The following is a 22,839-nucleotide window of genomic DNA, read 5'->3' on the forward strand; positions in this document are numbered from 1 at the left end:
CAGTGCCTTTGCCGTCCAAACGAATGCTCTCGCCGGCCGAGGCCGCCGAATACTGCGGCGGCAAGTCGGTGGAATGGTTGAAGACGCATGTGAGGGTAGCGCCGACCAGGATCGGCAGCCTGGTGCGGTACGACGTGCGCGCCCTTGACAGGTGGCTGGACAGCCGGAACCAATCGGAGCCGGCAACGGGAGACGAATGGCTGGGGTTGCTCGATGAGGGTTAAGATCACAGGATTGAAGCGCTACAAGGACCGGCTCGGCATCGAGCGCGTCTATCACCGCAAAAGCGGCACGCCCATCGACCCGAAACTGACCGGCCAGGCTTTGGCCGCCGAGGTCGACCGTCTGGACAAGCTGCATGCGCCGAACGCCACCCAATCAGGAACGCTCGGCGCGCTGCTCGCAAGCTACAAGAAGTCGCCGAAATTCACCGACCTCGCTCCGCGCACGAAGTCCGACTATCAGAAATATATGGACCATCTGAAGCCGATCGCGGGTACGCCCTTGGCTTTGATCGACACCGCTTTCATGGCCAAGTTGCGGGACAAGACCGTCAAGAAGCGCCGCGGCGCCTTCACCAACCATATGATGGCTATGCTCTCCTCCGCCTTCAAACACGGCAAGGAATATGGGCTCGTGACTTCCAATCCCTGCCTGGAGCTGGAAAAGGCGAAAATCGCAAACGACCGGCGCAAAGAGAATCGCCCCTGGACTAAGATCGAGCGGGTGAACGTGCTGGCTGCCGCTCCGCTCCACTACAAGGTCCCAATCGCACTTGCTCGCTTCCTGGGCATGCGACGCGGCGACATCCTGCGCCTCCCGCGCATGGCCTATCGAAACGGCTACATCTCTTTCCGCGCGTCAAAGAACGGCAAGATCATGAAGCTGCCAGCCTTGGGTGAGTTGCGCAAGATTTTGGACGAAGCGCTGGAGACATGGCCGGTTTCAGAGATCGACGTCACGATGCTCTGCTTAAATTCGCATCGTAAGCCTTGGACAGAGATGGGTTTTTCCGCATCGATCGGCAAATTCTTCGACGACTGCGTTGCCCGGGGGCTGGCCAGCAAGGGACTTACGATGCATGGGCTTCGGCACTCGGTAGCTACCGACCTGCGCGAACAAGGCTACCGGCTTGAGGACATCAAGAATTTCCTTGGCCAGGAAACGATGGAGATGGCCGAGCATTATTCCTCGAGCGCGGACGTATCAGGGGTCTTGATCGACATGGCGAATGTGATACAAGCCGGCTCGAAACGAGAACGGGTTTTGTCTAACTCCCGCAAGAGAAGTGTCTAACCGCTTTTCGCTCGTTCGACCAAAGCCTTGAAATGAAAGGCCTTTTGGGGAATAGGTTAACGGTAGACCAGCGGACTCTGACTCCGTTAGTCCTGGTTCGAATCCAGGTTCCCCAGCCAAGCAAATCAAGCACTTGCCGAGACCAAGTGGACTTCGAAAGCTTCCAACGTCGCGTTTATGGGCGTCAAGCGCCAACTTGGCGACATAGAGTCGCCCGCGCACGGATGCCGGACCGTAGCTATGCCAGATCCGTGGCGGAGGTTGAACCCTTTTTGCGCCCTACCGCAAATAGATGAGCCCACATCTCCAATCGACAGAATGAAACACATTATCGCCGGATGCTACTTTGAGGGACGGCAACCCGGTTTTGCGGCCCTAGAAGCCAGTTGGGCTTTGGGGGTTAGACATGAGCAAAACGACTCTCATTGCTATCGCTATCCTCGCGATCAGCGTCGATTATGCCGATGCCAAGGAGCGTAAGGTCGCACCGGTTTGCACCGCGTCAAGCCGGCCCTTCGAGGTCCTGGCTGGCAAGTGTTTTCTCGTCAAAGGTTCGATGATCTATGGCGACATCGCCGATCTGTCCCAGATAATCCACTTAGGGTGGTAGTCATGGGCGACAGCGCTCGGAAAATTAGCAAAAACTTGAATTCCCTTTAAACGAGGAGCATCGTTAGGTCAGGGAAGGCCACCCGCGCGCAACAGGTGATTTTGAAGGGGTACATCATGGAATCTGTTTGCTTCGATCCCAGCGGGATGATCTGCATTCCATCGGTTTTCCTTGCCGTCACGTTCGCCTTTCTCGTCGCGACGCCGTTTGCGGCTGCGCGGCTGCTCGTTTTGAGGATGCGCGCACGCTCGGGACGATCCGGCGAAAGCTCCGTCGGCGAAGTCTTATCAGCCGGAAGGCTCCAGCCCGCTTAAGAGGGGGCCGCGGACAAACTCAATATCGGTGCCGACCCGGCGGGCAAGGCGGCGAAAGCGCAAGAGCCAAGGCCGCGGACGGTATCTGATCGACCAGGCGGTTGTTCGGGCTCGATCGTGGTCGCCGTGGCGATCTCACTTACCGTCATGGCTTTGAAGGCCGGGTGACGTGGCTGATCAATGAGCTTATATTAGCAACTTCTTGTATTAAAAGCTCGGCAAGATCATAATAGCGGCGCGCGTACGAGGGGCTTTGAGGGAGGTTCCGATGCGACCGATCCTATTGATCGCCGCCGCTGTTGTCGCGTTCTTCATCTGGGACGACTCGGCAAACAAGAGCGCCTATCGGATTGCGTTGATGAAGACGGTTGACCAGGTCGAGAACTTCCAAGGCCCTGTTCGCGTCACCTGGAATTAGAGCGTTTCACCGTTTCACGGAAACGGCGAACCGCTCTATCTCTTTGTTTTGACGCAATTCCGGACGGAAAACCGTTACATACTTTTCCTGGAATTGCTCTGGTGTTGCAAACCGCTCCGGGGAGGCCGAATGCCGCGGCTGCGACCTGCGCAGGTCGCGAAGTAAGTGTCAGCGAGCCGGGACGCTCACCGCATAAGAAGGGCTGGCGCAAGATTGCGCGCCTTATCCTAATCGCCGGCCGCGCCGGCGTGGCGCATCATGCGTAGGAAGCTCATGGAGATGTGGGCGCGCCTTATATGCCCGATCGATTCCCAGTCGCCGATCTCGGCCGCGGCCAGGACCTCCTCCATTTCGCGCCGGAACGCGGTGAACTCCTCCACGAGCCCCAGCTGCGGCATCATCTTGAGGACGACGCGCGCCACCTGGAAATACAGCCTCTCGCTGATCTCGCGCAGCGGCTGGTTCCCGGTCATGCCCGACAGTTCGGTGAAGAAATCCATGTTGAGCTGCAGGAAGGCGCGCTGATCCGGATTGAGCATGTCGGAATCGCAACGTGCGATGAGCGCCCGGATCCGATCGAGGTCCGCGGCGGTGCGCGGAATCGGCGAGAGCTTGCCGACCAGAAGCGCCAGTTCTAGGCGCAGATGATAGACCTGCTGCAATTCCTCGATGTCGACGTCGGTCACGATGGTGCCGACGCCGTGGACGGATTGAACCAGGCCTTCCGACTCGAGGCGCGCAAGTACGCGCCGGACCGGCGTGCGGCTGATCTCGAATTCCTGGGCGAGTTCCTCCTCGGAGAGCCGGCTTCCCGGCGGATAGTCGAGCAGGCAAATGCGGTCGCGCAGGATCAGGTAGATGCGTTCGAACCGTTCTCGCGCCGAAAGTGGACGCGGTGGCGACGCGGCCATGGTCGCGGGCGAGGCATCCGTATCAAACGTCATCCAGCCTCCAGGACGGCGTGCAGGAACTGCCGCGTCCGCTCATTCTTGGGCGCGCCGAAAAGCTCGCTCGGCGGCCCCTGCTCGCAGATCTTGCCCTGGTAGAAGAAGCAGACGCGATCGGAGAACTCCTTGGCGAAGCCCATCTGGTGGGTGACCATGAGCATCGTCAGATCATGCTCGCGGCCGATCTGCCTTATCACCTGCAGCACTTCGCCGACAAGTTCCGGGTCGAGCGCCGACGTCACCTCGTCGAACAGCATGATCTTGGGCCGCATCGCCAGCGCCCTGGCGATGGCGACGCGCTGCTGCTGGCCGCCGGAGAGCTGGGAGGGATAGTGATCCTTCTTCTGCGACAGCCCGACCATGTCGAGAAGCTCGGCCGCGCGCGCCTCGGCGTCCGCCCGCTTCATGCCGAGCACGGTGATCGGCGCCTCGATGCAGTTGGCCATGGCGGTCATGTGCGGGAAGAGATTGAAGGACTGGAACACCATGCCGATCTTCGCCCGGATGCGCCGGATGTGCGCGAGGTTGGCGGGCACCAGTTTTCCGTTCTGCTGCATATGCGTCAGCGGCTCGCCTTCGACCCAGATGACGCCGTCATTGATGGTTTCCAGCGTCATCAGCATGCGCAGGACAGTGGTCTTGCCGGAGCCGGACGGACCGATGACGGACACCTTCTCGCCGCGCGCAATGTCGAGGTTCAGGCCGTCGAGAACGGTCAGCGCGCCGTAGCGTTTGGAAACGTTGTCGAAGCGGACCATCGGTTGCTCGGTCATCGTACGGTCCTTCTGTTGAGCAGGCGTTCGAGGGCACGGATGAGCGCGGCCGACACGAGGCTCATCGCCAGAAAGAACAGGCCGACCAGCGTGATCGGCTCGGTGTAGCGGAATGTCTCGGAGCCGATGATCTTGGCGGTCTGCATCAGTTCCAGCACCGCGATCGCCGAAAGCAGCGGCGTTTCCTTGAACAGCGCGACGAGATAGTTGCCGAGCGCCGGCACGATCGGCGGGATCGCCTGCGGGATGATGATGTCGCGAAAGGTCGTCCAGGACGAGAGATTGAGCGCGATCGAGGCTTCCCACTGGCCGCGATGGATGTTGTCGAAGCCCGCACGATAGACCTCCGAGCAGTAGGCGGCGTAGTGGATGCCGATGGCGATGACGCCGGCGGTGAAAGCGTCGAGCACGAGGCCGAATTTCGGAAAGACGAAATAGATGAAGAAGATCTGGATGAGCAGCGGCGTCGAGCGGATCAGCTCGACCAGCACGGAGATCGTCCAAGCCGTCCACGGCACGGCGATGCGGATCACGGCCAGGACCAAGCCAAGCGTCGCCGCGATGACGAAGCCGAGAAGCGTCGCCTCGATCGACACGACGGCAGCCTGCGCCAGCACGGGCAGGATCTGGAAGGTAAAATTCCAATCCCAGATCATGCCGCCCTCCCCCGCGCCAGGCCGAGCGAGGCCCGCCTTTCGAGGAGCCGCATCCCGATGGAAATGACCAGCGACATGGCGAGGTACATCAAAAGCACGAGCGTGAAGATCGGAATGGTCTTGAACGTGTTCTGGTTCATCTGCTGCGCCTTGAAGGCAAGATCGGTGAGCGTGATCAGCGAGACCAGCGCGGTCGATTTCAAAAGCTCGATGAACAGATTGCCCCAGGGCGGGATCATGGCGATGAAGGCCTGCGGCAGGATGATCCGGCGCAGCATCTGCGACCGGCTCATATTGAGCGCGGTTCCCGCTTCCCACTGGCCGCGCGGCACCGATTGGATCGCGCCGCGCACGCATTCGGAACCATACGCGCCGACATTCAGGCCGAGCGCCAGCACGGCGACCAGGAATGCGTCGAGCGTCACGCCGAATTGCGGCAGCACGAAAAACAGCCAGAACAGCTGCACCAAAGCCGAAGTGCCGCGGAAGATCTCGACATAGACCGTCGCCAGCCATCTGAGCGGCGCCGGGCCATACATGCGCGCAAGCGCGGCAAGCACGCCCATGACGACCGCGAGCAGGCTGCCGAGCACGGCTATCTCGACGGTCAGTTGCGCGCCCTGCAGCAGCCCCGGCAGGAACAGCCTGTAAGAGGCTTGCGTCGCCAGCACGCCGATCACGGCGAGCGCGACAACCAGCATGGCGACGAGTGTGCGAATTCCCATCTGCGCTCCTAGAGCGGTTCACCGTTTCACGGAAACGGCGAACCGCTCTAACTGTTTGTTTTCACGCAATTCCGGACGGAAAACCGTCACACACTTTTCCTGGAATTGCTTTAGAGCGTTTCACCGTTTCACGGAAACGGCGTACCGCTCTAACTGTTTGTTTTCACGCAATTCCGGACGGAAAACCGTCACACACTTTTCCTGGAATTGCTCCTGAAAAAGAGGCGGCGCTTTCGCGCCGCCAGCAGTTGGGAACCTTATTCGCCCTTGCAGAGCTGCGCCGTGGTCTTGTTCGGCAGATAGTCCTTGCCGAAGCCGAGCGGCTCGACCAGGGCGATATGCTCGGGCGACCCGATGAACTTCTTCAGCTCGGCGTTGAACGCTTCCTGCAGATCGGTGTCTTCCTTGCGGAAGCCGAAGCCGCCATGGCCCTTCACCGACTTGCCGGCGACCTCGCCGAACGGCTTGGTCGATTCGACGCCATCGGCCTTCTTGGCCATCTCGGCGATCGACAGCGCGGTGAGCGCGGCCGCATCGGCGCGGCCAGACTGGACGGCCGCGACCAGGCTGGACTGGTCAGGCAAGGTGACGAGCTGCCCGGCGGCCACGCCCGCGTCCTTGGCGAAGCCGCCTTCGACGGCGCCGGCCATCACGGCGAGCTTGAGATCCGCGTTGTCCTTGAAGGTGGAAAAGTCCTTCACTCCCTTGGGATTGCCCTTCGTCACCAGCATGGCCTCGCCGATGCCGTAGGACGGCTCCGAGAAATTGATCTCGGCGCAGCGCTTCGGAGTGATGAACATGCCGGCCGCTATGATGTCGAAACGGCCGGCCTTGAGGCCCGGAATGAGCGAGCCGAACTCGGTGAGCACGCCGTCCACCTGCTTGATGCCCATCTTGGCGAGCACCGCCTTGGCGACCTCGGGCGCTTCGCCGGTCAGCTTGCCGTCGGGCGTCGCGAAACCGAACGGCGCCTCGTTGGCGAAGCCGACACGGATGTAGCCGTCCTTCTTGGCGCGCTCGAGGGTCGTCTCCGCGTGGGCCGACGTGAATGCTGTCGCGGCGAGCGCAAGGCAAGCAGCGGCCTTCACAACCGCGCGGCGGGATATCTGTGACATGAACATGCGTTCCCCTTTGCTTTCAATGATTGTTTGGCTCGAAACGACGTTTCTCCACCACCGCCCAAGCACACAAGACGTATACAACTGATCTGGACATATCGCAAGATGCGCTGTACGAATCTTGATAAATAGCCGTTTACCTTCCGGTATACGGCTGAAACATTCAACAGTTGTGCACAATTAAGGCAATTTTCCGGGGATCGCGGCGGCAAGCCGCGTCCCGCGCGGGATCGGGAGGAAAGACGGTTTTGAGCGGGTCGGGCGGGTTCACCAAGGCGGAGTACGAGCGGCGCCTGGCCGACGTGAAGCGACGCATGGACGAGGCCGGCTTCGATCTCATCATCTGCCAGGATCCCGCCAACATGTGCTGGCTGACCGGCTATGACGGCTGGTCTTTCTACGTGCCGCAATGCGTGCTGGTCCATCTGGAGGAGGACCGCCCGATCTGGTTCGGCAGGGCGCAGGACGCCAAGAGCGCCCGCATGACCACCGGCCTGCCCGAACGAAACATCGTGCCGTTCTCGGAGCGGCTGGTGCAGCATCCCGTCGAGCATCCCTATGACGAGCTCGCCGGGCTGATCAGGGCGCGCGGCTGGGACCGGGCGCGGATCGGCGTCGAGATGGATGCGCACTACTACACGGCGCGCTGCCATGCCCATCTCGTCGGCGGCCTGCCGGAGGCGCGCTTCGCCAACAATCGCGACCTCGTCAACTGGGCGCGCCTGGTGAAATCGCCGAGCGAGCTGGCGCTTATCCGCGAGGCGGGCGCGATCTGCAGCAATGCCATGAACCGCGCCATCGAAAAGATGCGGCCCGGCGTGCCGCAGAACTATGTCATCGCCGAGATCTATCACGCGCAGATCATGGGCGTGGCCGGCGCCGGCGGCGACTATACCGCCATCTGTCCGCTGATGCCGGTCGGCGAAGGCACCAGCACGCCGCATCTGACCTGGTCGGACGCGCCGCTTCCCGACACCGGCCTTGCCATCGTCGAGATCGCCGGCGTCAGGCGGCGCTACCATGCGGCGCTGACCCGGACGGTGCATTTCGGCAAGCCGCCGGCTGCGCTTTCCGATATGGCCAAGGTGATCGTCGAAGGCGTCGACGCCGGCCTCGCAATGGCGCGGCCCGGCAACACCGCGGAGCAGGTCGAAGCCGCCTGGCAGGCGGTGCTGCGCCGGAACGGGCTGAAGAAGGAAAGCCGGGTCGGCTATCCGGTCGGCCTCGCCTACCCACCGGACTGGGGCGAGCGCACCGTGAGCCTGAGGCCCGGCGACAAGACTGAGCTTCAGCCCGGCATGTGCTTCCACTTCATGGCCGGCGTCTGGCTCGACGATTTCGGCGTCGCCATTTCGGAGTCCTTCGTCGTCGCCGAAGCCGGCGGCGAGCGGCTCTGCGACGTGACGCGCGATCTCATCGTCATCGACTGACCACTAAGGCTCCACAACAGGCAATTCGAGGATACAGAATGGATCGCAATCCCTTTTCGGAAGCCGAGATCGCCGGCCGCCTGTCGAAGGTGCGCAAGACGCTGGCCGAGCGCGGGCTCGATGCCGCCGTCTTCGCCTCGCCGGAGAACACCTTCTATCTCACCGGCCTCGACCATTGGGGCTATTTCGCGCCGCATCTTCTCATCGTCCCGCTCGACCGGCAGCCGGTGCTCGTCACCCGGTCGATGGAGAAGGTGACGATCGAGAACCAGGTGAAGGCGGCGGAGTTCCGCGGCCATACCGATAGCGAGACGGCCGCGGATCTCGCCGCTCGCGTCCTTTCCGAACTCGGCCTGACGGGCAAGCGCATCGGCCTCGAACACTGGACCTCGGGCCTCAGCCACGGCCTCGCCCTCAAGCTCGAGGCGCAGGCTGACGCCAAGTGGAGCGACGTCTCCGGGCTGGTCGACGGGATGCGGCGGGTGAAGAGCGCCGAGGAACAGGCGCTGATGCGCCGCGCCGCCAAGGTCACCGATGCGGCGGCGCAAGCCGCGATCGCTGCCGTCGGCGACGGCGCCGCCGAGCAGGAGGTCGCCGCCCAATGCGTGGCGGCGATGGCGCGCGCCGGCGGCCACGCGCCCGGCTTCGGCCCGTTCATCCGCCCCGCCGCCCGGCTGGGCGAGGAACACACGACATGGGGCGACGGCGTCTATCGCCGCGGCGAGCCGGTCTTCGTCGAACTGTCCGGCTGCGTCTCGCGCTATCACGCGCCGCTCGGCCGGCTGATCCGGATCGGCACCATCAAGGACGAGGACGCCGCCATGGCCGAGGTGACGGCCAAGGCGTTCAACGCCGTCGTCAAGACGCTCAGGCCCGGCGCCAGGGCGCGCGAGGTCTACGCCGCCTGGCAAAGCGTGGCCGACGAGGCAGGCCTGTCGCACTACCGCCGGCATCATTGCGGCTATCTCGTCGGCATCGGCCAGCCGCCGTCCTGGACGGGCGGCAATTCGGTTACGGGCTTGCGGCACGATTCCGATCTCGAGATCGAGACCGGCATGAGCTTCCACATCCTGTCCTGGCTGATGGGCACCGGCCGCGGCGACGACTTCATCTCCAACACCGTGCTTCTGACCGAGACTGGCGCCGAGGTGCTGACGCGCACGCCGACCGGCCCGATCGTCCGCTAGACCATGACCATGCGCTACTCGGCGTTTTCGATTTTCCGCAACGGCCTGTCCGGCCAGAAGAACTGGCAGCGCGCCTGGCGCGCCGCCGAGCCGAAACCAACCTATGACGTGATCATCGTCGGCGGCGGCGGGCACGGGCTTTCCACCGCATTCTACCTGGCCGAGAACCACGGCATCCGCAATGTCGCGGTGCTGGAGAAAGGCTATATCGGCGGCGGCAATGTCGGCCGCAACACCACCGTCATCCGCTCCAACTACCTGCTCGACGGCAACACCCAGTTCTACGAATTTTCGGTCAAGCTGTGGGAAGGCCTGTCGCAGGCGCTGAACTTCAACGTGATGTTCTCGCAGCGCGGCCAGATCGTCACCGCCCATTCGGCCGATCAGCTCGACGCTTTCAGCCATCGCGCCAACATCATGCGGCTGAACGGCATCGACGCCGACATCCTCGACCGCGACGAGGTGCGGCGGCTCGTGCCCTATCTCGATTTTTCCGACACGGCACGGTTTCCGATCCATGGCGCGATCCTGCAGGGCCGCGCCGGCACCGCCCGCCACGACGCCGTCGCCTGGGGCTATGCGCGCGCCGCCGACGGCCATGGCGTCGACATCATCCAGAACTGCGAGGTGACCGGCTTTGTCCGCGACGGCGACAGGATCGTCGGCGTCGAGACGAGCAAGGGCCGGATCGGCGCCGGCAAGGTCGGCCTCGCGGTCGCCGGCCACACCTCGGTGCTCGGCCGCAAGGCCGGGCTGGAACTGCCGATCGAAAGCCACGTGCTGCAGGCCTTCGTCACCGAGCCGCTGAAACCGCTGGTCGACCACGTCGTGGCCTATGGCGCCGATCATTTCTATGTCAGCCAATCCGACAAGGGCGGGCTGGTCTTCGGCGGCAATCTCGACGGCTACAATTCCTATGCCCAGCGCGGCAATCTCGGCGTCGTGCGCGAGGTGGCGGAAGCGGCCATCGCGCTGATGCCCTGCATCTCGCGCGTCCGGCTGCTGCGCCATTGGGGCGGCGTCATGGACATGACGCCCGACGCAAGCCCGATCATCTGCCCGACGCCGATCGACGGGCTCTATCTCAACGGCGGCTGGTGCTATGGCGGCTTCAAGGCGACGCCTGCCTCGGGCTGGTGCTTCGCGCACACCCTGGCGACCGGCACGCCGCATCCCTTGATCACCGCCTATCGCCTTGACCGTTTCCGCACCGGCCGCACGCTCGACGAGGCCGGCGTCGGCCCTTCGGCCTGGCTGCAATAGAGGGCAAGACAAATGCTTCGCATCGAATGCCCGTGTTGCGGCCCACGCGACCATGACGAGTTCCGCTACGGCGGCGACGCTTCGGTAGCGCGCCCGGCGCATGACGACCCCGATCCGGAAGCCTGGTACCGCTATGTCTATGTGCGCAACAATCCGGCCGGACCGCACCGCGAATTCTGGCAGCACGTGTCCGGCTGCCGGCAATGGCTGATCGTCGAGCGCGACACCAGAAACCATACCATCGCGTCGGTCGGCTTTGCCCGGGAAATGGCCAGGAAAGTGCCCGCATGAACAGAAATCGCCTCGCCACCGGCGGCCGCATCGACCGCGCGCGGCCGCTGGGCTTCGTCTTCGATGGCCGCGAGCTGGCCGGCTGCCAGGGCGACACGCTCGCCTCCGCCCTATTGGCCAACGGCATCATGCTGACCGGCCGCAGCTTCAAATATCACCGGCGCCGCGGCATAGTTTCGGCCGGCCCGGAAGAGCCGAACGCGCTGGTCACGCTCGGAACCGGCGGGCGGCGCGAGCCGAACCTGCCGGCGACGACGCTCGAACTGGCGGACGGCATGACCGCCGAAAGCCAGAATCGCTGGCCCTCGCTCGCCTTCGACATGCAGAGCATCAACGGGCTGTTTTCGCCCTTCCTTTCGGCCGGCTTCTACTACAAGACGTTCATGGGGCCGACGCGGCGCGCCTGGATGTTCTATGAGCATTTCATCCGCAAGGCGGCGGGCCTGGGTCGCGCCGGCACCGAGCCGGATCCCGGCCGCTACGAGGCACGGCATGCATTTGCCGATGTCGCCGTCGTCGGCGGCGGCCCCGCCGGCCTGTCGGCGGCGCGCGCGGCCGCGGCCGCCGGCGCGAGCGTCGCTCTCATCGAGCAGGACTTTTTGCTCGGCGGCCAGCTTTTGTCCGAGCGTCCGGACGGAGAGGCGGCCGGCTGGCTGAGCGCGATCGAGGCCGAGCTGGTGGGCTTCGGAAATGTCACCCTGATGCGCAAGACGATGGCGTTCGGGACCTTCGACGGCAACACGCTGGGGCTGATCGAGCGATGCGACGATCCGGCGGCGGAAAGCGGCGCGCGCCAGGTCTTCACCATGCTTCGCGCCCGTTCCATCGTCTTCGCCACCGGGTCCATCGAACGGCCGCTGGTCTTTTCCAACAACGACCGGCCGGGCGTCATGCTGGCGTCCGCCGCCCGGACCTATCTCAACCGTTTCGCAGTCCTGCCGGGCAAGAAGATCGTCGTCGCCACCACGAATGACGGCGCCTACAGCGCCGCCTTCGACCTCGCCGCCGCCGGCGCCGAGGTGATGGTCGCGGATCAGCGCGGCGCCCCGCCCGTTAGCCTGGCTGCGGACGCGAGCCGCCTGAACGTGGCGATCCGACCCGGCACCTTGATCACCGACCTGCGCGGCGGCCATGCGGTGAAGGCCGCGCGGCTGGCCGGGCCGGACGGCAAGCTGGAAGTTGCCTGCGATCTCGTCTGCCTGTCCGGCGGTTGGTCGCCAAGCGTGCATCTTAGCTCGCATCTCGGCGTCAAACCGGTCTATCGCGGCGAGATCGACGGCTTCGTTCCGGGCGGCTTTTCGGCAGGCCAGTTCGGCGCCGGCGCGATGATGGGACGCTTCTCGACTGTCACCGCCATCGAGGACGGCCACCGCGCCGGCGCGGAAGCCGCATCGTCCTGCGGAAAATCAAAAGCCGTGCCGGCGCCGCTCAAGCTCGATCTCGGCGAGGCGGCATCCGGTCCGTTCCGCGCGATCCCGTCCGTCGGACGCGGCAAGGCCTTCGTCGACTTCCAGATGGACGTGACCACCAAGGACATCGAGCTCGCCCATCGCGAGGGTTATGAATCGGTCGAGCACCTGAAGCGCTACACCACGCTCGGCATGGGCACCGACCAGGGCAAGACCAGCAATTTCGCAGCGCTGTCGGCCATGGCGGCGCTGCGCCAGGCGACGATCCAGCAAACCGGGACCACGACCTTTCGCCCGCCCTACGCGCCCGTCGCGATCGGCGCGCTCGCCGGCCGCGCCGTCGGCCACCATTTCAAGCCGATCCGCCGCACGCCGATGCATGACCGGCATTTGGCCGATGGCGCCGAAATGCTCGAGGTCGGGCTCTGGATGCGGCCCTATTTCTACCGCGGCGCCGGGCAGGACGTGAACGAAGCCTATGTCGCCGAGATGCGCATGGTGCGCGAAGCCGCCGGGCTGATGGATATCTCCACCCTCGGCAAGATCGACGTGCAGGGGCCAGACGCCGCCGCCTTCCTCGACCGTGTCTATGCCAACGGCTTCGCCAAGCTGCCGGTCGGCCGCGCCCGCTACGGCGTCATGCTGCGCGACGACGGCATCGTCTTCGACGACGGCACGACCACGCGGCTCTCGGAAACCCGGTTCTTCATGACCACCTCGACCGCCAAGGCGGCCGAGGTGCAGTCACGGCTGGAATTCCTGCTCGACACCGCGTGGCCGGAGCTGCGTGTCGCCGTCACCTCGGTCAGCGACGAATGGGCGGCGATGTCGGTCGCCGGCCCCAAAAGCCGCGACATCCTGGCCGCCGCCTTCCCGGGGCTCGACGTCTCGAACGAGGCGCTGCCCCATATGGGCTTCATCGAGGCCGAGTTCGACGGACGCGCGCTGCGCATCATCCGCCTCAGCTATTCAGGCGAGCGCGCCTACGAGATCTATGTCGGCGCCAGCCGCGGCGAGCGGCTCTGGAGCCACCTGCTGGAAGTGGGCGCGCCGTTCGGCCTGAAACCATACGGGGTCGAAGCGCTCGGCGCGCTGCGCGTCGAGAAGGGCCACGTCGCCGGGCCGGAGATCGATGGCCGCACCACGCTCGACGATCTCGGCCTTGGCCGCATGGTCGGCAAGCGCACCGGCTTCGTCGGCGAAGTCCTGCGACATCGCCCGGCATTTCTTTCGCCCGACCGCCAGCGGCTGGTTGGATTGGAATGCATCGAGGAGGGCAAGCGACTGCGCGGCGGGGCGATATTGTTTCTGCCGGATGATGCAGTGGCCGGCCATGGACGCGGCCGGATCACCTCCGTCACTTTCAGCCCCGAGCTCGGCCGCTATATCGGACTGGCACTGCTCGCCGGCAATGTCGCGACAGAGGGAAGCGAGGTCGTCGCCGCCTATCCGATGCGGGCCGAGATTGTTCGCGCCCGCATCGTGTCGCCCGTGTTCCTCGATCCCAAGGGAGAGCGACTGCATGGCTGAGGCTCTGTCGCTGAAAGAATTCAACCTGTCGAAGGATTTCAACCTGTCGGCGGCCGATTGCCCGATGGTCCAGATCGAAGGCTGGGACGGGACGCTGGCACGATTCGAAGCAAGCGTCTCGAAAGCATTGGGCGCGCGCCTGCCCGCAGCGGTCGGCGAGACGGTCCGCCATGCCGATGTCCTGATCGTCCGCGTTGCTCCGCGCCGTTTCTGGCTGATTTTCGAAACCGGCATAAAGCCGTCGCCCCCGACCATCGATCCCGAACTGGGCTGTTCGGTTTTGCTCGACGAAGGTCGGGTGCGCCTCAGGATGGATGGAGCGCGTCTCCAGGAAATTCTCTCGAAATGTGTCGCCGTCGACTGGTCGTCGCCCGCCGCGGCTCCCGGCCACGCCTGGCACGCGGCCTTTCACCACATACCGGTGCTTCTGTTGCGCACGGCCGAAACCGCCTGCGACCTTATCGTGCCGCGAAGTTTCATGCGCAGTCTGACGGACTGGATCGCCGACAGCGCGGCAGGGTGAGTTGCCGAGCACGCCTCAGGCCAAGACTTTCGAATTGTGTCGTGAAAGGTTGCAGCCCCGCTTCCGGTGACGGCGAAAGCCACATCCGCCGGTTTTGTACGGCTTTCAGTCTTCGGATTAACGAATCGTAGACCGCGCTGTCCTATTCTGGGACAGCGCGGATCCACTACCCATCGACCGCGCAGGCGGCTCCGGCCTTCAGGCAACCCTACCCCTAGTCGGAGCCGCCACCTTCTATATACCAGCAACGGTTGAATCAACCCTTACCAAGCATCCTTACTGGTGCATTTTGCCGATCGTTAGATTTTGAAATATCGGCGACACTATTCGTGGGTACCGGAGACATCGTCATCGATCTCGGTTGCACGCGTACTGCTATGATTTGCTTCCACCGCCCCCAGCAGCATCCACGAACCTTCCTAAAATGCCTCGCTAAACATATTAGCGATCAACAATATATTAACGGCTATGGCGCAACCTTCCCGCGCCGGGGATGAGAACCGCCCCCTGATCGACGATCCGGCACCGATGTGCCGAGACGTTCGACCGATGCGGAGCAAAACGCATGAGTGTCGAAACTGCGCTGGCGCAGCTGTTGCGCATGCTTCACCGTCGAGCCTTGAATTTGGCAACCTTGCCGGACGATGAAAGAGACCCGCACTATGACCGCATCCGCCGCTCATGCTGCGGGGCCGCCGAACATATCGGCCAGAGCCCCGACAATGCCGCCATCACAGCCAACAGCATGGTCGAGTTTACACGCGCCATGGTCGGGATCATCGAGGCGAGGCACGAGTAGGACGGCGGGAGAAGAAGAGGCGATCGGAACGATACGTCCGCAGTGCGGCGGCCGGATCCAGCTAGGCTGCCCAACAATTTCGCCTTCCGGGCGGGGTGAAAGGGATGATCCCTGCCCGCCGGCTGGCCTCGCCATGATCTCGTCCGCGGCATCACTACAGCAATTTCTCCCAAGACCTGGAACCCGCAACGCTGCGACGATCGGGTCGGCAATGTTGCAGCGCCTTGTCGCTGCGCGCCTATCCATCGGAGAAAAAATCATGACGAGCACAATTTCCCCGTTTCTCGCGGCTCTCGGATCTGAAGGCCCCCCAGCAGACCGAGCGAAAGACATGGACCTCTATGGATGGTTGATCGGAAGCTGGGAGATGGACACTGTCCACCACCTCGAAGACGGCACAATCCGGAAATGGAATGGAGAATGCCATTTTGGCTGGGTACTCGAAGGTCGAGCGATTCAGGACATCTGGATCAGGCCCAAGCGCCCGGCACCCTCCACCATGTACGGCACGACTTTGCGCATCTTCGATCCCGGGATCGGTGTCTGGCACATCATCTGGAGCGATCCGCTCGACCAGGATTATTCGCGCCAGATCGGGCGGGCCGAAGGCAAGGACATCGTGCAGATCGGCGATGACTCGCGCGGCCTGCAAACGCGATGGCGGTTCACGGAGATCACGGCCGACAGCTTCCATTGGATCGGCGAGGAAAGACCTGCCGAGAGCGATCCGTGGCAAGTGACGTATGAGCATTTCGCGCGGCGAATAAATTCGTGAGCTGATCGGTGGCGACATCATTCGGGCCGGCGGCGCATTACCCGCAATTCATGGTTGCCATCGTCCTTGCTGGCCGACGGGACCGGTAATGCCAAAATGACAAGGCGCGGCCGAGACCGCGCCCTTTCCGATCCATCAGCGCCGACGCCAGCCGTCAGCGAACGCGTGAAGCCTACTCCGCCGCCTCGTACCCCGCGATGCCCTTGATCTCCAGAAAATCCTCCAGTCCGTATTCGGCGTATTCGCGGCCGTTGCCGGACTGCTTGTAGCCGCCGAAGGGGAGGCCGGCGTCCCAGGTCGGGTAGTTGATGTAGACGTTGCCGGAGCGCATGCGGGCCGCCGCTTGGCGCGCCTTCTCGATGTCCTTGGCCTGGATGTAGGAGGCAAGGCCGAAGACGGTGTCGTTGGCCTGCTCGATCGCCTGCTCGACCGTGTCGTAGGGCATGATCGACAATACCGGTCCGAAGATCTCTTCCTTGGCGATGCGCATGTCGTGCGTGATGTTGGCGAAGACCGTCGGGCGGACATAGTAGCCGCGGTTGAGCTCGGCCGGACGGCCGGGGCCGCCGGTCACCAGGGTCGCGCCTTCCTCGATGCCGCTCTGGATCAAAGCTTGGATCTTGTCGAACTGCAGTTGGCTGACCACCGGACCCAGCTTTGTTCCCGGCGCATCGGCCGGGCCGACGGTGAATTTCTCCGCCGCCGTCTTGGCGTAGCCGGCCGCCTCGTCATGGCGCTCGCGCGGCACGAACATGCGGGTCGGCGCGTTGCAGGACTGGCCGCTGTTGCCGAAGCAGCCGGCGACGCCCTTGGCGACGGCCCGTTCGAGGTCGACGTCGGGGAACAGGATGTTGGCCGACTTGCCGCCGAGTTCCTGATGCACACGCTTGACCGTGTCGGCGGCGGCCTTGGCGACCAGGATGCCGGCACGGGTCGAGCCGGTGAAGGACATCATGTCGACGTCCGGGTGGCTGGCCAAAGCCTGGCCGACGGTCGGGCCATCGCCGTTGACGAGATTGAAGACGCCCTTCGGCACGCCGGCCTCGTCGATGATCTCGGCGAAGATGATGGCGTCGAGCGGCGCGATCTCGGACGGTTTCAGAACCATGGCGCAGCCGGCGGCGAGAGCCGGGCCGACCTTGCAGGTGATCTGGTTGAGCGGCCAGTTCCACGGCGTGATCATCCCGACGACGCCGATCGGCTCCTTGACGATCAGCGACGAGCCCTTCACGTGGCGGAACTGGAAAGTCTTCAGCACCTCCGCCATCTTCTCCAGATGCGCCTGGCCGACGCCCACCTGGCTGTCCAGCGCCATCTGGCGCGGCGCGCCCATCTCGCGCGAGACGGCGAGCGCAAGGTCCTTGCTGCGCTTCTTGTAGACGTCGATGACGCGGTTGAGGATGTCGAGGCGCTCACCGACTTCGGTGAAGCCGAAAGTGGCGAAAGCGCGCTTGGCGGCCGCGACCGCCTTGTCGACATCGGCTTTGGTGCCCAGCGAGATCTGCGCGAAGACGTCCTCGTTCGACGGATCGATGACGTCGAAATTGTTCGGCACCGCAGGATCGACCCAGGCGCCGTCGATATAGAACTGCAGACTGTGTGTCATGCTTCGCTCCCTGTGGGCCGGCGGGCTTCAATCGTGGCGAGGTGATCGTCGTATATCGTCGGAGATAACGATGCGGCGACCGCCCTGTCAAAAGCAAGAGGAGGCGATTGAGCCAGTGCGCTGAATTCCCGATGCATACCGCCCAAAAATGCGCTGCGGTTTCGAGAAAACGACATGCATAAAAGACAGTCCTGACTATCCGATCGCGGATCCAATCGTTCGATTAAATCGATCATTATAACTCGAATTATTCGTTGGAAAGATTGGTTCTGGAATGGCATTTCCCCGGCGAGCACGCCCGGAGAATTCGATTGTCTTTCCTGCCCGCCACCGCGAACGATCTTCCAAATGGCTTGAATTCGGCCAATTCTGGAAGCTCCGCCCCTATCTATGCCGGCATCGTGCCGGGAATCGTGCTCGCGGCGATGATCACCAGCGTCGCCTATTCGGCGCGCAATCTCTCCGGCCTCGCGCTGTTCAGCCCGATGATCCTCGCCGTCGTCGCCGGCATGGTCTATTCCAACGTTATCGGCACGCCCGCCCATGCCAAGGCAGGCATCGCTTTCGCGCAGCGCCGGCTGCTGCGTTTCGCCATCGTGCTGCTGGGCTTCCAGCTCACGCTCGGCCAGGTGGCGGGCATCGGCCTCGGCGGCGTCGGCATCGTCGCCGCCACGCTCGGCGCGACCTTCTTGTTCACCGTCGCGCTCGGCCGGCTGATCGGCGTCGACGCCAAGCTGGCGCAACTGATCGCGGCCGGCACCTCGATCTGCGGCGCCTCGGCGATCGTCGCCACCAACATCGTCACCGACGCGCGGGACGAGGATGTGACCTACGCCGTCGCCGCAATCACGCTGTTCGGCACCGTCGCCATGCTCGGCTTTCCGCTGCTGGCGCCCTTGTTCGGCCTTGACCAGCACGCATTCGGCCTGTGGGCCGGCGCCTCGATCCATGAGGTGGCGCAGGTGATCGGCGCCGGTTTCCAGAACGGAACGCAGGCCGGCGAAACGGCGACCGTCGCCAAGCTGACGCGCGTCGCCATGCTGGCGCCGATGGTGATCGCGCTCGGCCTGCTGGCGCGCCGCGGTGAAGCTTCCGCCGCGAAGCCGCCGATGCCGTGGTTCGTGGCGGCTTTCGTCGCGGTCGTAGCGCTGAACAGCCTGATCGTGATCCCGGCACAGATTCATTCGGCGATCGCCTTGGCCGCGCAAGTCGTGCTGACCATGGGGCTCGCCGCCATGGGCCTCCAGGCCGACATCTCGCAGTTGCGCTCGCGCGGCCTGCGCCCGCTGATGCTGGCCTTCTCGGCCTTCCTGTTCATCTCGGTGTTCAGCTTGACGCTGGTGAAGTTCGTCTAATCGTCAAACGAACTCGCCGCGACATAGATCGCGGCCAGCTTCTCGATGCCGGCCTGGTCGTCCTTGTCGAAGCGGCCGGGCAGCGGGCTGTCGAGGTCGAGCACGCCGAACACGCCGTCGGCGTCGCGCAGCAGCACGACCAGTTCCGAGCGCGAGTCGGCATCGCAGGCGATGTGGCCAGGAAAATCGTGCACGTCCTTGATCAGCATCGACATGCCGAGATCGACCGCCGTGCCGCAGACGCCTTTGCCGACCTTGATGCGCACGCAGGCGGGCTTGCCCTGGAAGGGGCCGAGCACCAGCTCTTCGTCGGACTGCAGGAAATAGAAACCCGCCCAGTTGAGGTCGGGCACCATCTGATAGATCAGCGCCGAGGTGTTGGCCGCGTTGGCGATCGAGTCGGCCTCGCCTTCCAGCAGCGCTTTCAATTGCGTGGCCAGCTCGTCGTAGAAGGCCGGCTTGTTGCTCGTGTCGATAGCCGTTGCCGCAAACATCCTGGTCGTTTCTCCGTTGCCGTTGGCAGCCCGGCTTCCGCGTCACCTGGAAGCGACGGTCTGGGCATGGCGGGCGAACGATGCCCGCAGCCGATCAGTCGGCTGTGGGGGACCGTCGATGGCAGCAAAGAAAGCAATGTCGACAGGCCGCAGAGTGGTGCGCCCGCTGCGCTCCTCGATCTCTCGAATTTCATCATGGAAAGCTTCCATGTTTCTGCTCTCCTTGCGTGTTTCTATGTACGTCGACGCGACGTAGAAGTTAAGAAGCTGGACCGCGTGTGAATTGCGGTTGCCGCGAACATCCTGGTCGCTTCTCCGTTGCAAGGGCGCTGACGCGCCCGCTACAGTCCCGCCCTCTCTGCCACCAAAGCCGCCGCCGGGGAACAGCCTATCGTGACTTCCAGCCATGCCAAGACCGCCCTGGCAAGAACGATCCGGATCGCCGCCGCCGTGATCCGGGACGACAACGGCAAGCTGCTTCTGGTGCGCAAGCGCGGCACCAACACCTTCATGCAGGCCGGCGGCAAGATCGAGCCGGGCGAGGCGCCTGCCGCCGCTCTTGCGCGCGAACTGCGGGAGGAATTGGGCATCGTCGTCGACCCTGCCGCGGCTTCGCATCTGGGCTCCTTCTCGGCGCCCGCCGCCAACGAGCCGGATGCCCGCGTCGAGGCCGAACTCTTCGAACTGGCGATCGCCGGCGAGCCGATCCCGGCGGCCGAGATCGAGGAGATGATCTGGCTGAGCCCGGAGCTCGCAAGCGGCATGAAGCTGGCGCCGCTCACCGCCGACATAGTGCTGCCGCGCTACGGCCGCCAGCCATGAGCCAGGCAAAGCCATCGCCAGGCGATGCTCCCCTCACCTTCGCCGTGCTGATCTTTCCCGGCTTTCCGATGATGGCGTTTTCCTCGGTCATCGAGCCGCTGCGCGCCGCCAACATTCTTGCCAGGCGCGACTGCTACCGCTGGGTGATCGTCGGCGCCGATGAAGGCACGGTCGAAGCTTCGAACGGCGTCGTCATCCAGCCCGGCTTCTCGGCCGCCGATGCGCCGAAGGTCGACCGCATCGTGGTGTGCTCCGGCGGCGATGCCGACCATGTCGTGGCCGACGAGGCGATGGGCTGGATCCGGAAGAGCCTGCGCGGCGGCGCGCATATTGGCGCGGTGGCGGATGCGGCGTTCTTCCTCGCCCGTGCGGGACTGCTCGACGGCCATGCCTGCACGTTGCACTGGACCAGCCAGGCCGCCTTCACTGAGGCTTTCCCGGATATCGATCTCAGGCGCGACCTCTTCGTCATCGACCGCAAGCGCTTCACCTCGGCCGGCGGCGTCGGCAGCCTCGATATGATGCTGGAGATCATCACGCGCGACTACGGCGCCGAGCTTGCGGCGGGCGTGGCGGAATGGTTCGTGCACTCGCCTTTGCGATCGAGTGTCGACCGCAAGCTGATGCCGCTGCGCCTGCGCACAGGCGTGCAGAACGAGCTGGTGCTGTCGGCCATCGCCATCATGGAGGACGCGGTCGAGGAACGGCTTGGCATGGCGGAATTGGCGGAGCGTCTGGGCGTCTCGCCCGACAAGCTCGAGCGCAATTTCCGCACCGAGCTGGGTATTTCGCCCAACGGCTATTACCGGCGGCTCAGGCTGAAACGCGCCGCCGATCTCTTGGCGCATTCGACGCTGATGGTGCGCGATGTGGCGCTGGCGTGTGGCTTTGCTTCGATGTCGAGCTTTGCAAGGGCGTTTCGCGAGGAGCATGGGCGCGCGCCTAAGGCGATGCGGCGGCATTAGCCCTTCACTGTGCTGAAACACTGAGACGCTGGCGATCGCGACGCTTCTCGTTTCCCGTCGACACGACTGCGGCATCCAGCACAACAATCGCGGAATGCCGCACAAGCTCAACGTCCTGCCCGGCTATGTTCGCCAAGAACAGGAGGCCTCCATGAGCATCGTCGTTTTCGATCCGGACAGCACCGAGGATGTGGATTTCAAGGACCGCATGCGCCATCCGGCGGCGGCCGATCCCGCCGGCGGCATGTGGCTTTCCGACACCGAGCCGTCCTTCATCGACGCCGACGCGCTGCGCAAGGGGCGGCTGGCCAGGCTGCGCGCCTGGATGCGCGAGGCGGGCTATGGCGGCGTCGTTTTGTTCGATCCCTACAACCAGCGCTACGCCACCGGCTCGCGCAACATGTTCGGCTATTTCCTGCGCAACTCGACCCGCTATTTCTTCGTGCCCACCGAAGGGCCGATCGTGCTGTTCGAATATCCGCAGAGCTACCATGTCTCGATGGTGCTCGACACGATCGACGAGGCGCGGCCGTCGAAGCTGGTCTGGTCGTCGGTGTCCGGACGCGACGACGAGACCGCCGGACCGTTCGCCGACGAGATCACCGAGCTATTGAAGAAGCATGGCGGCGGCTCGATGAAGCTCGGCCTCGACCGCTGCAGCCATCTGCAGGCGCTGGCGCTGGAAAAGCGCGGCTGCGAGGTGAAGGACTGCCAGGGCGAGATCCTGGCCGTGCGTGCGGTGAAGACGCCTGAAGAAGTGAAATGCCTGCAGGCTTCGATGGCTGGCGCTGAAGCCGCGGTGGCTGCGGTACGCGAGGCGATCAAGCCTGGCGTCTCCGAGAACGAGCTGTTCGCCATCATGTATCACGAGGTGATCCGCCAGGGCGGCGAGTTCATCGAGACCCGGCTGCTCACTTCCGGGCAGCGCACCAACCCTTGGTTCAACGAAGCCAGCGGCCGCAAGATCAGGCCGGGCGAGCTGGTCGCGCTCGATACCGACACGATCGGCTGCTACGGCTACTATTCCGACTTCTCGCGCACCTTCCGCTGCGGCCCTGGCAAGCCGACGCCCTACCAGAAGTCGCTCTACCGCATGGCGCACGACCAGGTGCAGCACAACATTTCGATCGTGAAGCCCGGCATGGCTTTCCGCGAGATCGCCGAGAAGGCTTGGAAGATCCCGGACCGCTTCGTCGACCAGCGCTATACCTCGGTCATGCACGGCGTCGGCATGCATGGCGAGACGCCCTTCATCGCGCATGCGATGGATTACGAGACCTATGGCCGCGACGGCATCATCCAACCCGGCATGGTGGTCAGCGTCGAAAGCTATATCGGCGAGAAAGGCGGCCGCGAGGGCGTCAAGCTCGAGGACGAGATCTTGATCACCGAGACTGGCACCGAGCTGCTCTCGCGTTTCCCCTATGAAGACGAGTTTTTGGAATGAGCAGTTTGAAGCTGGATGTTCATCCTGGTGAAGTGTCGCTAACCTCTTGGAATAGCTGCGGCGCTCATCGTTTTCGTCATCCTAGG

The 22,839-nt window shown here is 63.9% G+C and carries 24 protein-coding genes and 1 tRNA gene; 17 read left to right on the forward strand and 8 right to left on the reverse strand.

All coding sequences use genetic code 11. The features are described 5' to 3' along the window. The first annotated feature begins 2 nt into the window (after positions 1-2). The 5 genes from QAZ22_RS22710 to QAZ22_RS22730 all read left to right on the forward strand — a co-directional run bounded on the left by QAZ22_RS22710 (position 3) and on the right by QAZ22_RS22730 (position 2,638). The gene (locus tag QAZ22_RS22710; RefSeq protein ID WP_278202934.1) at positions 3-224 is read left to right on the forward strand and encodes a hypothetical protein; all 222 of its coding nucleotides are present in this window, start codon (positions 3-5) and stop codon (positions 222-224) included. 10 nt (positions 225-234) lie between these two features. Beyond that, positions 235-1,296, forward strand: a complete 1,062-nt coding sequence (locus QAZ22_RS22715) for a tyrosine-type recombinase/integrase (protein ID WP_278202935.1) — start codon at positions 235-237, stop codon at positions 1,294-1,296. 45 nt (positions 1,297-1,341) lie between these two features. Beyond that, positions 1,342-1,415 (forward strand) — tRNA-Gln (locus QAZ22_RS22720). A 287-nt stretch (positions 1,416-1,702) separates the two neighbouring features. Beyond that, entirely contained in the window at positions 1,703-1,906 is a 204-nt protein-coding gene (locus tag QAZ22_RS22725) for a hypothetical protein (RefSeq protein WP_278202936.1), read from the forward strand. A gap of 582 nt (positions 1,907-2,488) precedes the next feature. Then, complete coding sequence (locus QAZ22_RS22730) at positions 2,489-2,638, forward strand: hypothetical protein (protein WP_278202937.1); 150 nt, start codon at positions 2,489-2,491, stop codon at positions 2,636-2,638. A 227-nt stretch (positions 2,639-2,865) separates the two neighbouring features. Here the strand turns inward: QAZ22_RS22730 and QAZ22_RS22735 are convergent, their stop codons facing one another. The 5 genes from QAZ22_RS22735 to ehuB form a co-directional block, all read right to left on the reverse strand. Next, a complete protein-coding gene (locus QAZ22_RS22735; protein ID WP_278202938.1) occupies positions 2,866-3,582 on the reverse strand; it encodes a GntR family transcriptional regulator in 717 nt (238 codons plus the stop codon). Then, on the reverse strand, positions 3,579-4,358 hold the full coding sequence (ehuA, locus tag QAZ22_RS22740) for an ectoine/hydroxyectoine ABC transporter ATP-binding protein EhuA (RefSeq protein ID WP_278202940.1): 780 nt from the start codon (positions 4,356-4,358) through the stop codon (positions 3,579-3,581). The genes QAZ22_RS22735 and ehuA overlap by 4 nt, the downstream gene beginning before the upstream one ends. Next, positions 4,355-5,014, reverse strand: a complete 660-nt coding sequence (gene ehuD, locus QAZ22_RS22745; protein WP_278202941.1) for an ectoine/hydroxyectoine ABC transporter permease subunit EhuD — start codon at positions 5,012-5,014, stop codon at positions 4,355-4,357. The genes ehuA and ehuD overlap by 4 nt, the downstream gene beginning before the upstream one ends. Further along, positions 5,011-5,739 carry an ectoine/hydroxyectoine ABC transporter permease subunit EhuC gene (ehuC, locus tag QAZ22_RS22750; protein ID WP_278202942.1) on the reverse strand — a complete coding sequence of 243 codons (729 nt, stop codon included), beginning with the start codon at positions 5,737-5,739 and terminating at the stop codon, positions 5,011-5,013. The genes ehuD and ehuC overlap by 4 nt, the downstream gene beginning before the upstream one ends. 257 nt (positions 5,740-5,996) lie before the next feature. Next, positions 5,997-6,854 carry an ectoine/hydroxyectoine ABC transporter substrate-binding protein EhuB gene (gene ehuB, locus QAZ22_RS22755; RefSeq protein WP_278202944.1) on the reverse strand — a complete coding sequence of 286 codons (858 nt, stop codon included), beginning with the start codon at positions 6,852-6,854 and terminating at the stop codon, positions 5,997-5,999. 251 nt (positions 6,855-7,105) lie between these two features. On the opposite strand from ehuB, the gene QAZ22_RS22760 reads away from it, so the two are divergent. The 8 genes from QAZ22_RS22760 to QAZ22_RS22795 all read left to right on the forward strand — a co-directional run bounded on the left by QAZ22_RS22760 (position 7,106) and on the right by QAZ22_RS22795 (position 16,064). Beyond that, on the forward strand, positions 7,106-8,287 hold the full coding sequence (locus tag QAZ22_RS22760) for a M24 family metallopeptidase (protein WP_278202945.1): 1,182 nt from the start codon (positions 7,106-7,108) through the stop codon (positions 8,285-8,287). A gap of 38 nt (positions 8,288-8,325) precedes the next feature. Next, positions 8,326-9,474, forward strand: a complete 1,149-nt coding sequence (locus QAZ22_RS22765; protein WP_278202946.1) for a Xaa-Pro peptidase family protein — start codon at positions 8,326-8,328, stop codon at positions 9,472-9,474. 9 nt (positions 9,475-9,483) lie between these two features. After that, the gene (locus tag QAZ22_RS22770) at positions 9,484-10,737 is read left to right on the forward strand and encodes a sarcosine oxidase subunit beta family protein (protein WP_278207909.1); all 1,254 of its coding nucleotides are present in this window, start codon (positions 9,484-9,486) and stop codon (positions 10,735-10,737) included. Between the two features lie 12 nt (positions 10,738-10,749). After that, positions 10,750-11,028: a sarcosine oxidase subunit delta gene (locus QAZ22_RS22775; protein ID WP_278202947.1), complete on the forward strand. Its 279-nt coding sequence runs from the start codon at positions 10,750-10,752 to the stop codon at positions 11,026-11,028. Next, positions 11,025-13,967 carry a sarcosine oxidase subunit alpha family protein gene (locus tag QAZ22_RS22780; protein WP_278202948.1) on the forward strand — a complete coding sequence of 981 codons (2,943 nt, stop codon included), beginning with the start codon at positions 11,025-11,027 and terminating at the stop codon, positions 13,965-13,967. The genes QAZ22_RS22775 and QAZ22_RS22780 overlap by 4 nt, the downstream gene beginning before the upstream one ends. Then, entirely contained in the window at positions 13,960-14,490 is a 531-nt protein-coding gene (locus tag QAZ22_RS22785; protein ID WP_278202949.1) for a sarcosine oxidase subunit gamma family protein, read from the forward strand. The genes QAZ22_RS22780 and QAZ22_RS22785 overlap by 8 nt, the downstream gene beginning before the upstream one ends. A gap of 565 nt (positions 14,491-15,055) precedes the next feature. Continuing rightward, entirely contained in the window at positions 15,056-15,289 is a 234-nt protein-coding gene (locus tag QAZ22_RS22790) for a hypothetical protein (RefSeq protein ID WP_278202950.1), read from the forward strand. Between the two features lie 331 nt (positions 15,290-15,620). Continuing rightward, entirely contained in the window at positions 15,621-16,064 is a 444-nt protein-coding gene (locus QAZ22_RS22795) for a hypothetical protein (RefSeq protein WP_278202952.1), read from the forward strand. 172 nt (positions 16,065-16,236) lie between these two features. Here QAZ22_RS22795 and QAZ22_RS22800 read toward each other — a convergent pair whose 3' ends face one another. Beyond that, positions 16,237-17,670, reverse strand: a complete 1,434-nt coding sequence (locus tag QAZ22_RS22800) for an aldehyde dehydrogenase family protein (RefSeq protein ID WP_278202953.1) — start codon at positions 17,668-17,670, stop codon at positions 16,237-16,239. A gap of 425 nt (positions 17,671-18,095) precedes the next feature. On the opposite strand from QAZ22_RS22800, the gene QAZ22_RS22805 reads away from it, so the two are divergent. Further along, positions 18,096-19,025, forward strand: a complete 930-nt coding sequence (locus tag QAZ22_RS22805) for a YeiH family protein (RefSeq protein WP_278207910.1) — start codon at positions 18,096-18,098, stop codon at positions 19,023-19,025. On the opposite strand, the gene QAZ22_RS22810 is transcribed toward QAZ22_RS22805, so the two are convergent. Further along, a complete protein-coding gene (locus tag QAZ22_RS22810) occupies positions 19,022-19,519 on the reverse strand; it encodes a GAF domain-containing protein (RefSeq protein WP_278202954.1) in 498 nt (165 codons plus the stop codon). The two genes, QAZ22_RS22805 and QAZ22_RS22810, sit on opposite strands and share 4 nt — an antisense overlap. Positions 19,520-19,561: 42 nt before the next feature. After that, positions 19,562-19,729, reverse strand: coding sequence for a hypothetical protein (locus tag QAZ22_RS22815; RefSeq protein WP_278202956.1), 168 nt, complete (start codon positions 19,727-19,729; stop codon positions 19,562-19,564). 183 nt (positions 19,730-19,912) lie between these two features. Here QAZ22_RS22815 and QAZ22_RS22820 point away from each other — a divergent pair, with 183 nt between their 5' ends. From QAZ22_RS22820 to QAZ22_RS22830, 3 genes are all read left to right on the forward strand, one after another. Further along, positions 19,913-20,341: an NUDIX domain-containing protein gene (locus QAZ22_RS22820; protein ID WP_278202958.1), complete on the forward strand. Its 429-nt coding sequence runs from the start codon at positions 19,913-19,915 to the stop codon at positions 20,339-20,341. Continuing rightward, positions 20,338-21,306, forward strand: a complete 969-nt coding sequence (locus QAZ22_RS22825; RefSeq protein ID WP_278202959.1) for a GlxA family transcriptional regulator — start codon at positions 20,338-20,340, stop codon at positions 21,304-21,306. The genes QAZ22_RS22820 and QAZ22_RS22825 overlap by 4 nt, the downstream gene beginning before the upstream one ends. 151 nt (positions 21,307-21,457) lie before the next feature. Beyond that, positions 21,458-22,753, forward strand: coding sequence for a Xaa-Pro peptidase family protein (locus tag QAZ22_RS22830; protein ID WP_278202960.1), 1,296 nt, complete (start codon positions 21,458-21,460; stop codon positions 22,751-22,753). Positions 22,754-22,839 lie beyond the last annotated feature (86 nt).

The organism is Mesorhizobium sp. WSM4906, from assembly GCF_029674625.1.
Lineage (GTDB): Bacteria > Pseudomonadota > Alphaproteobacteria > Rhizobiales > Rhizobiaceae > Mesorhizobium.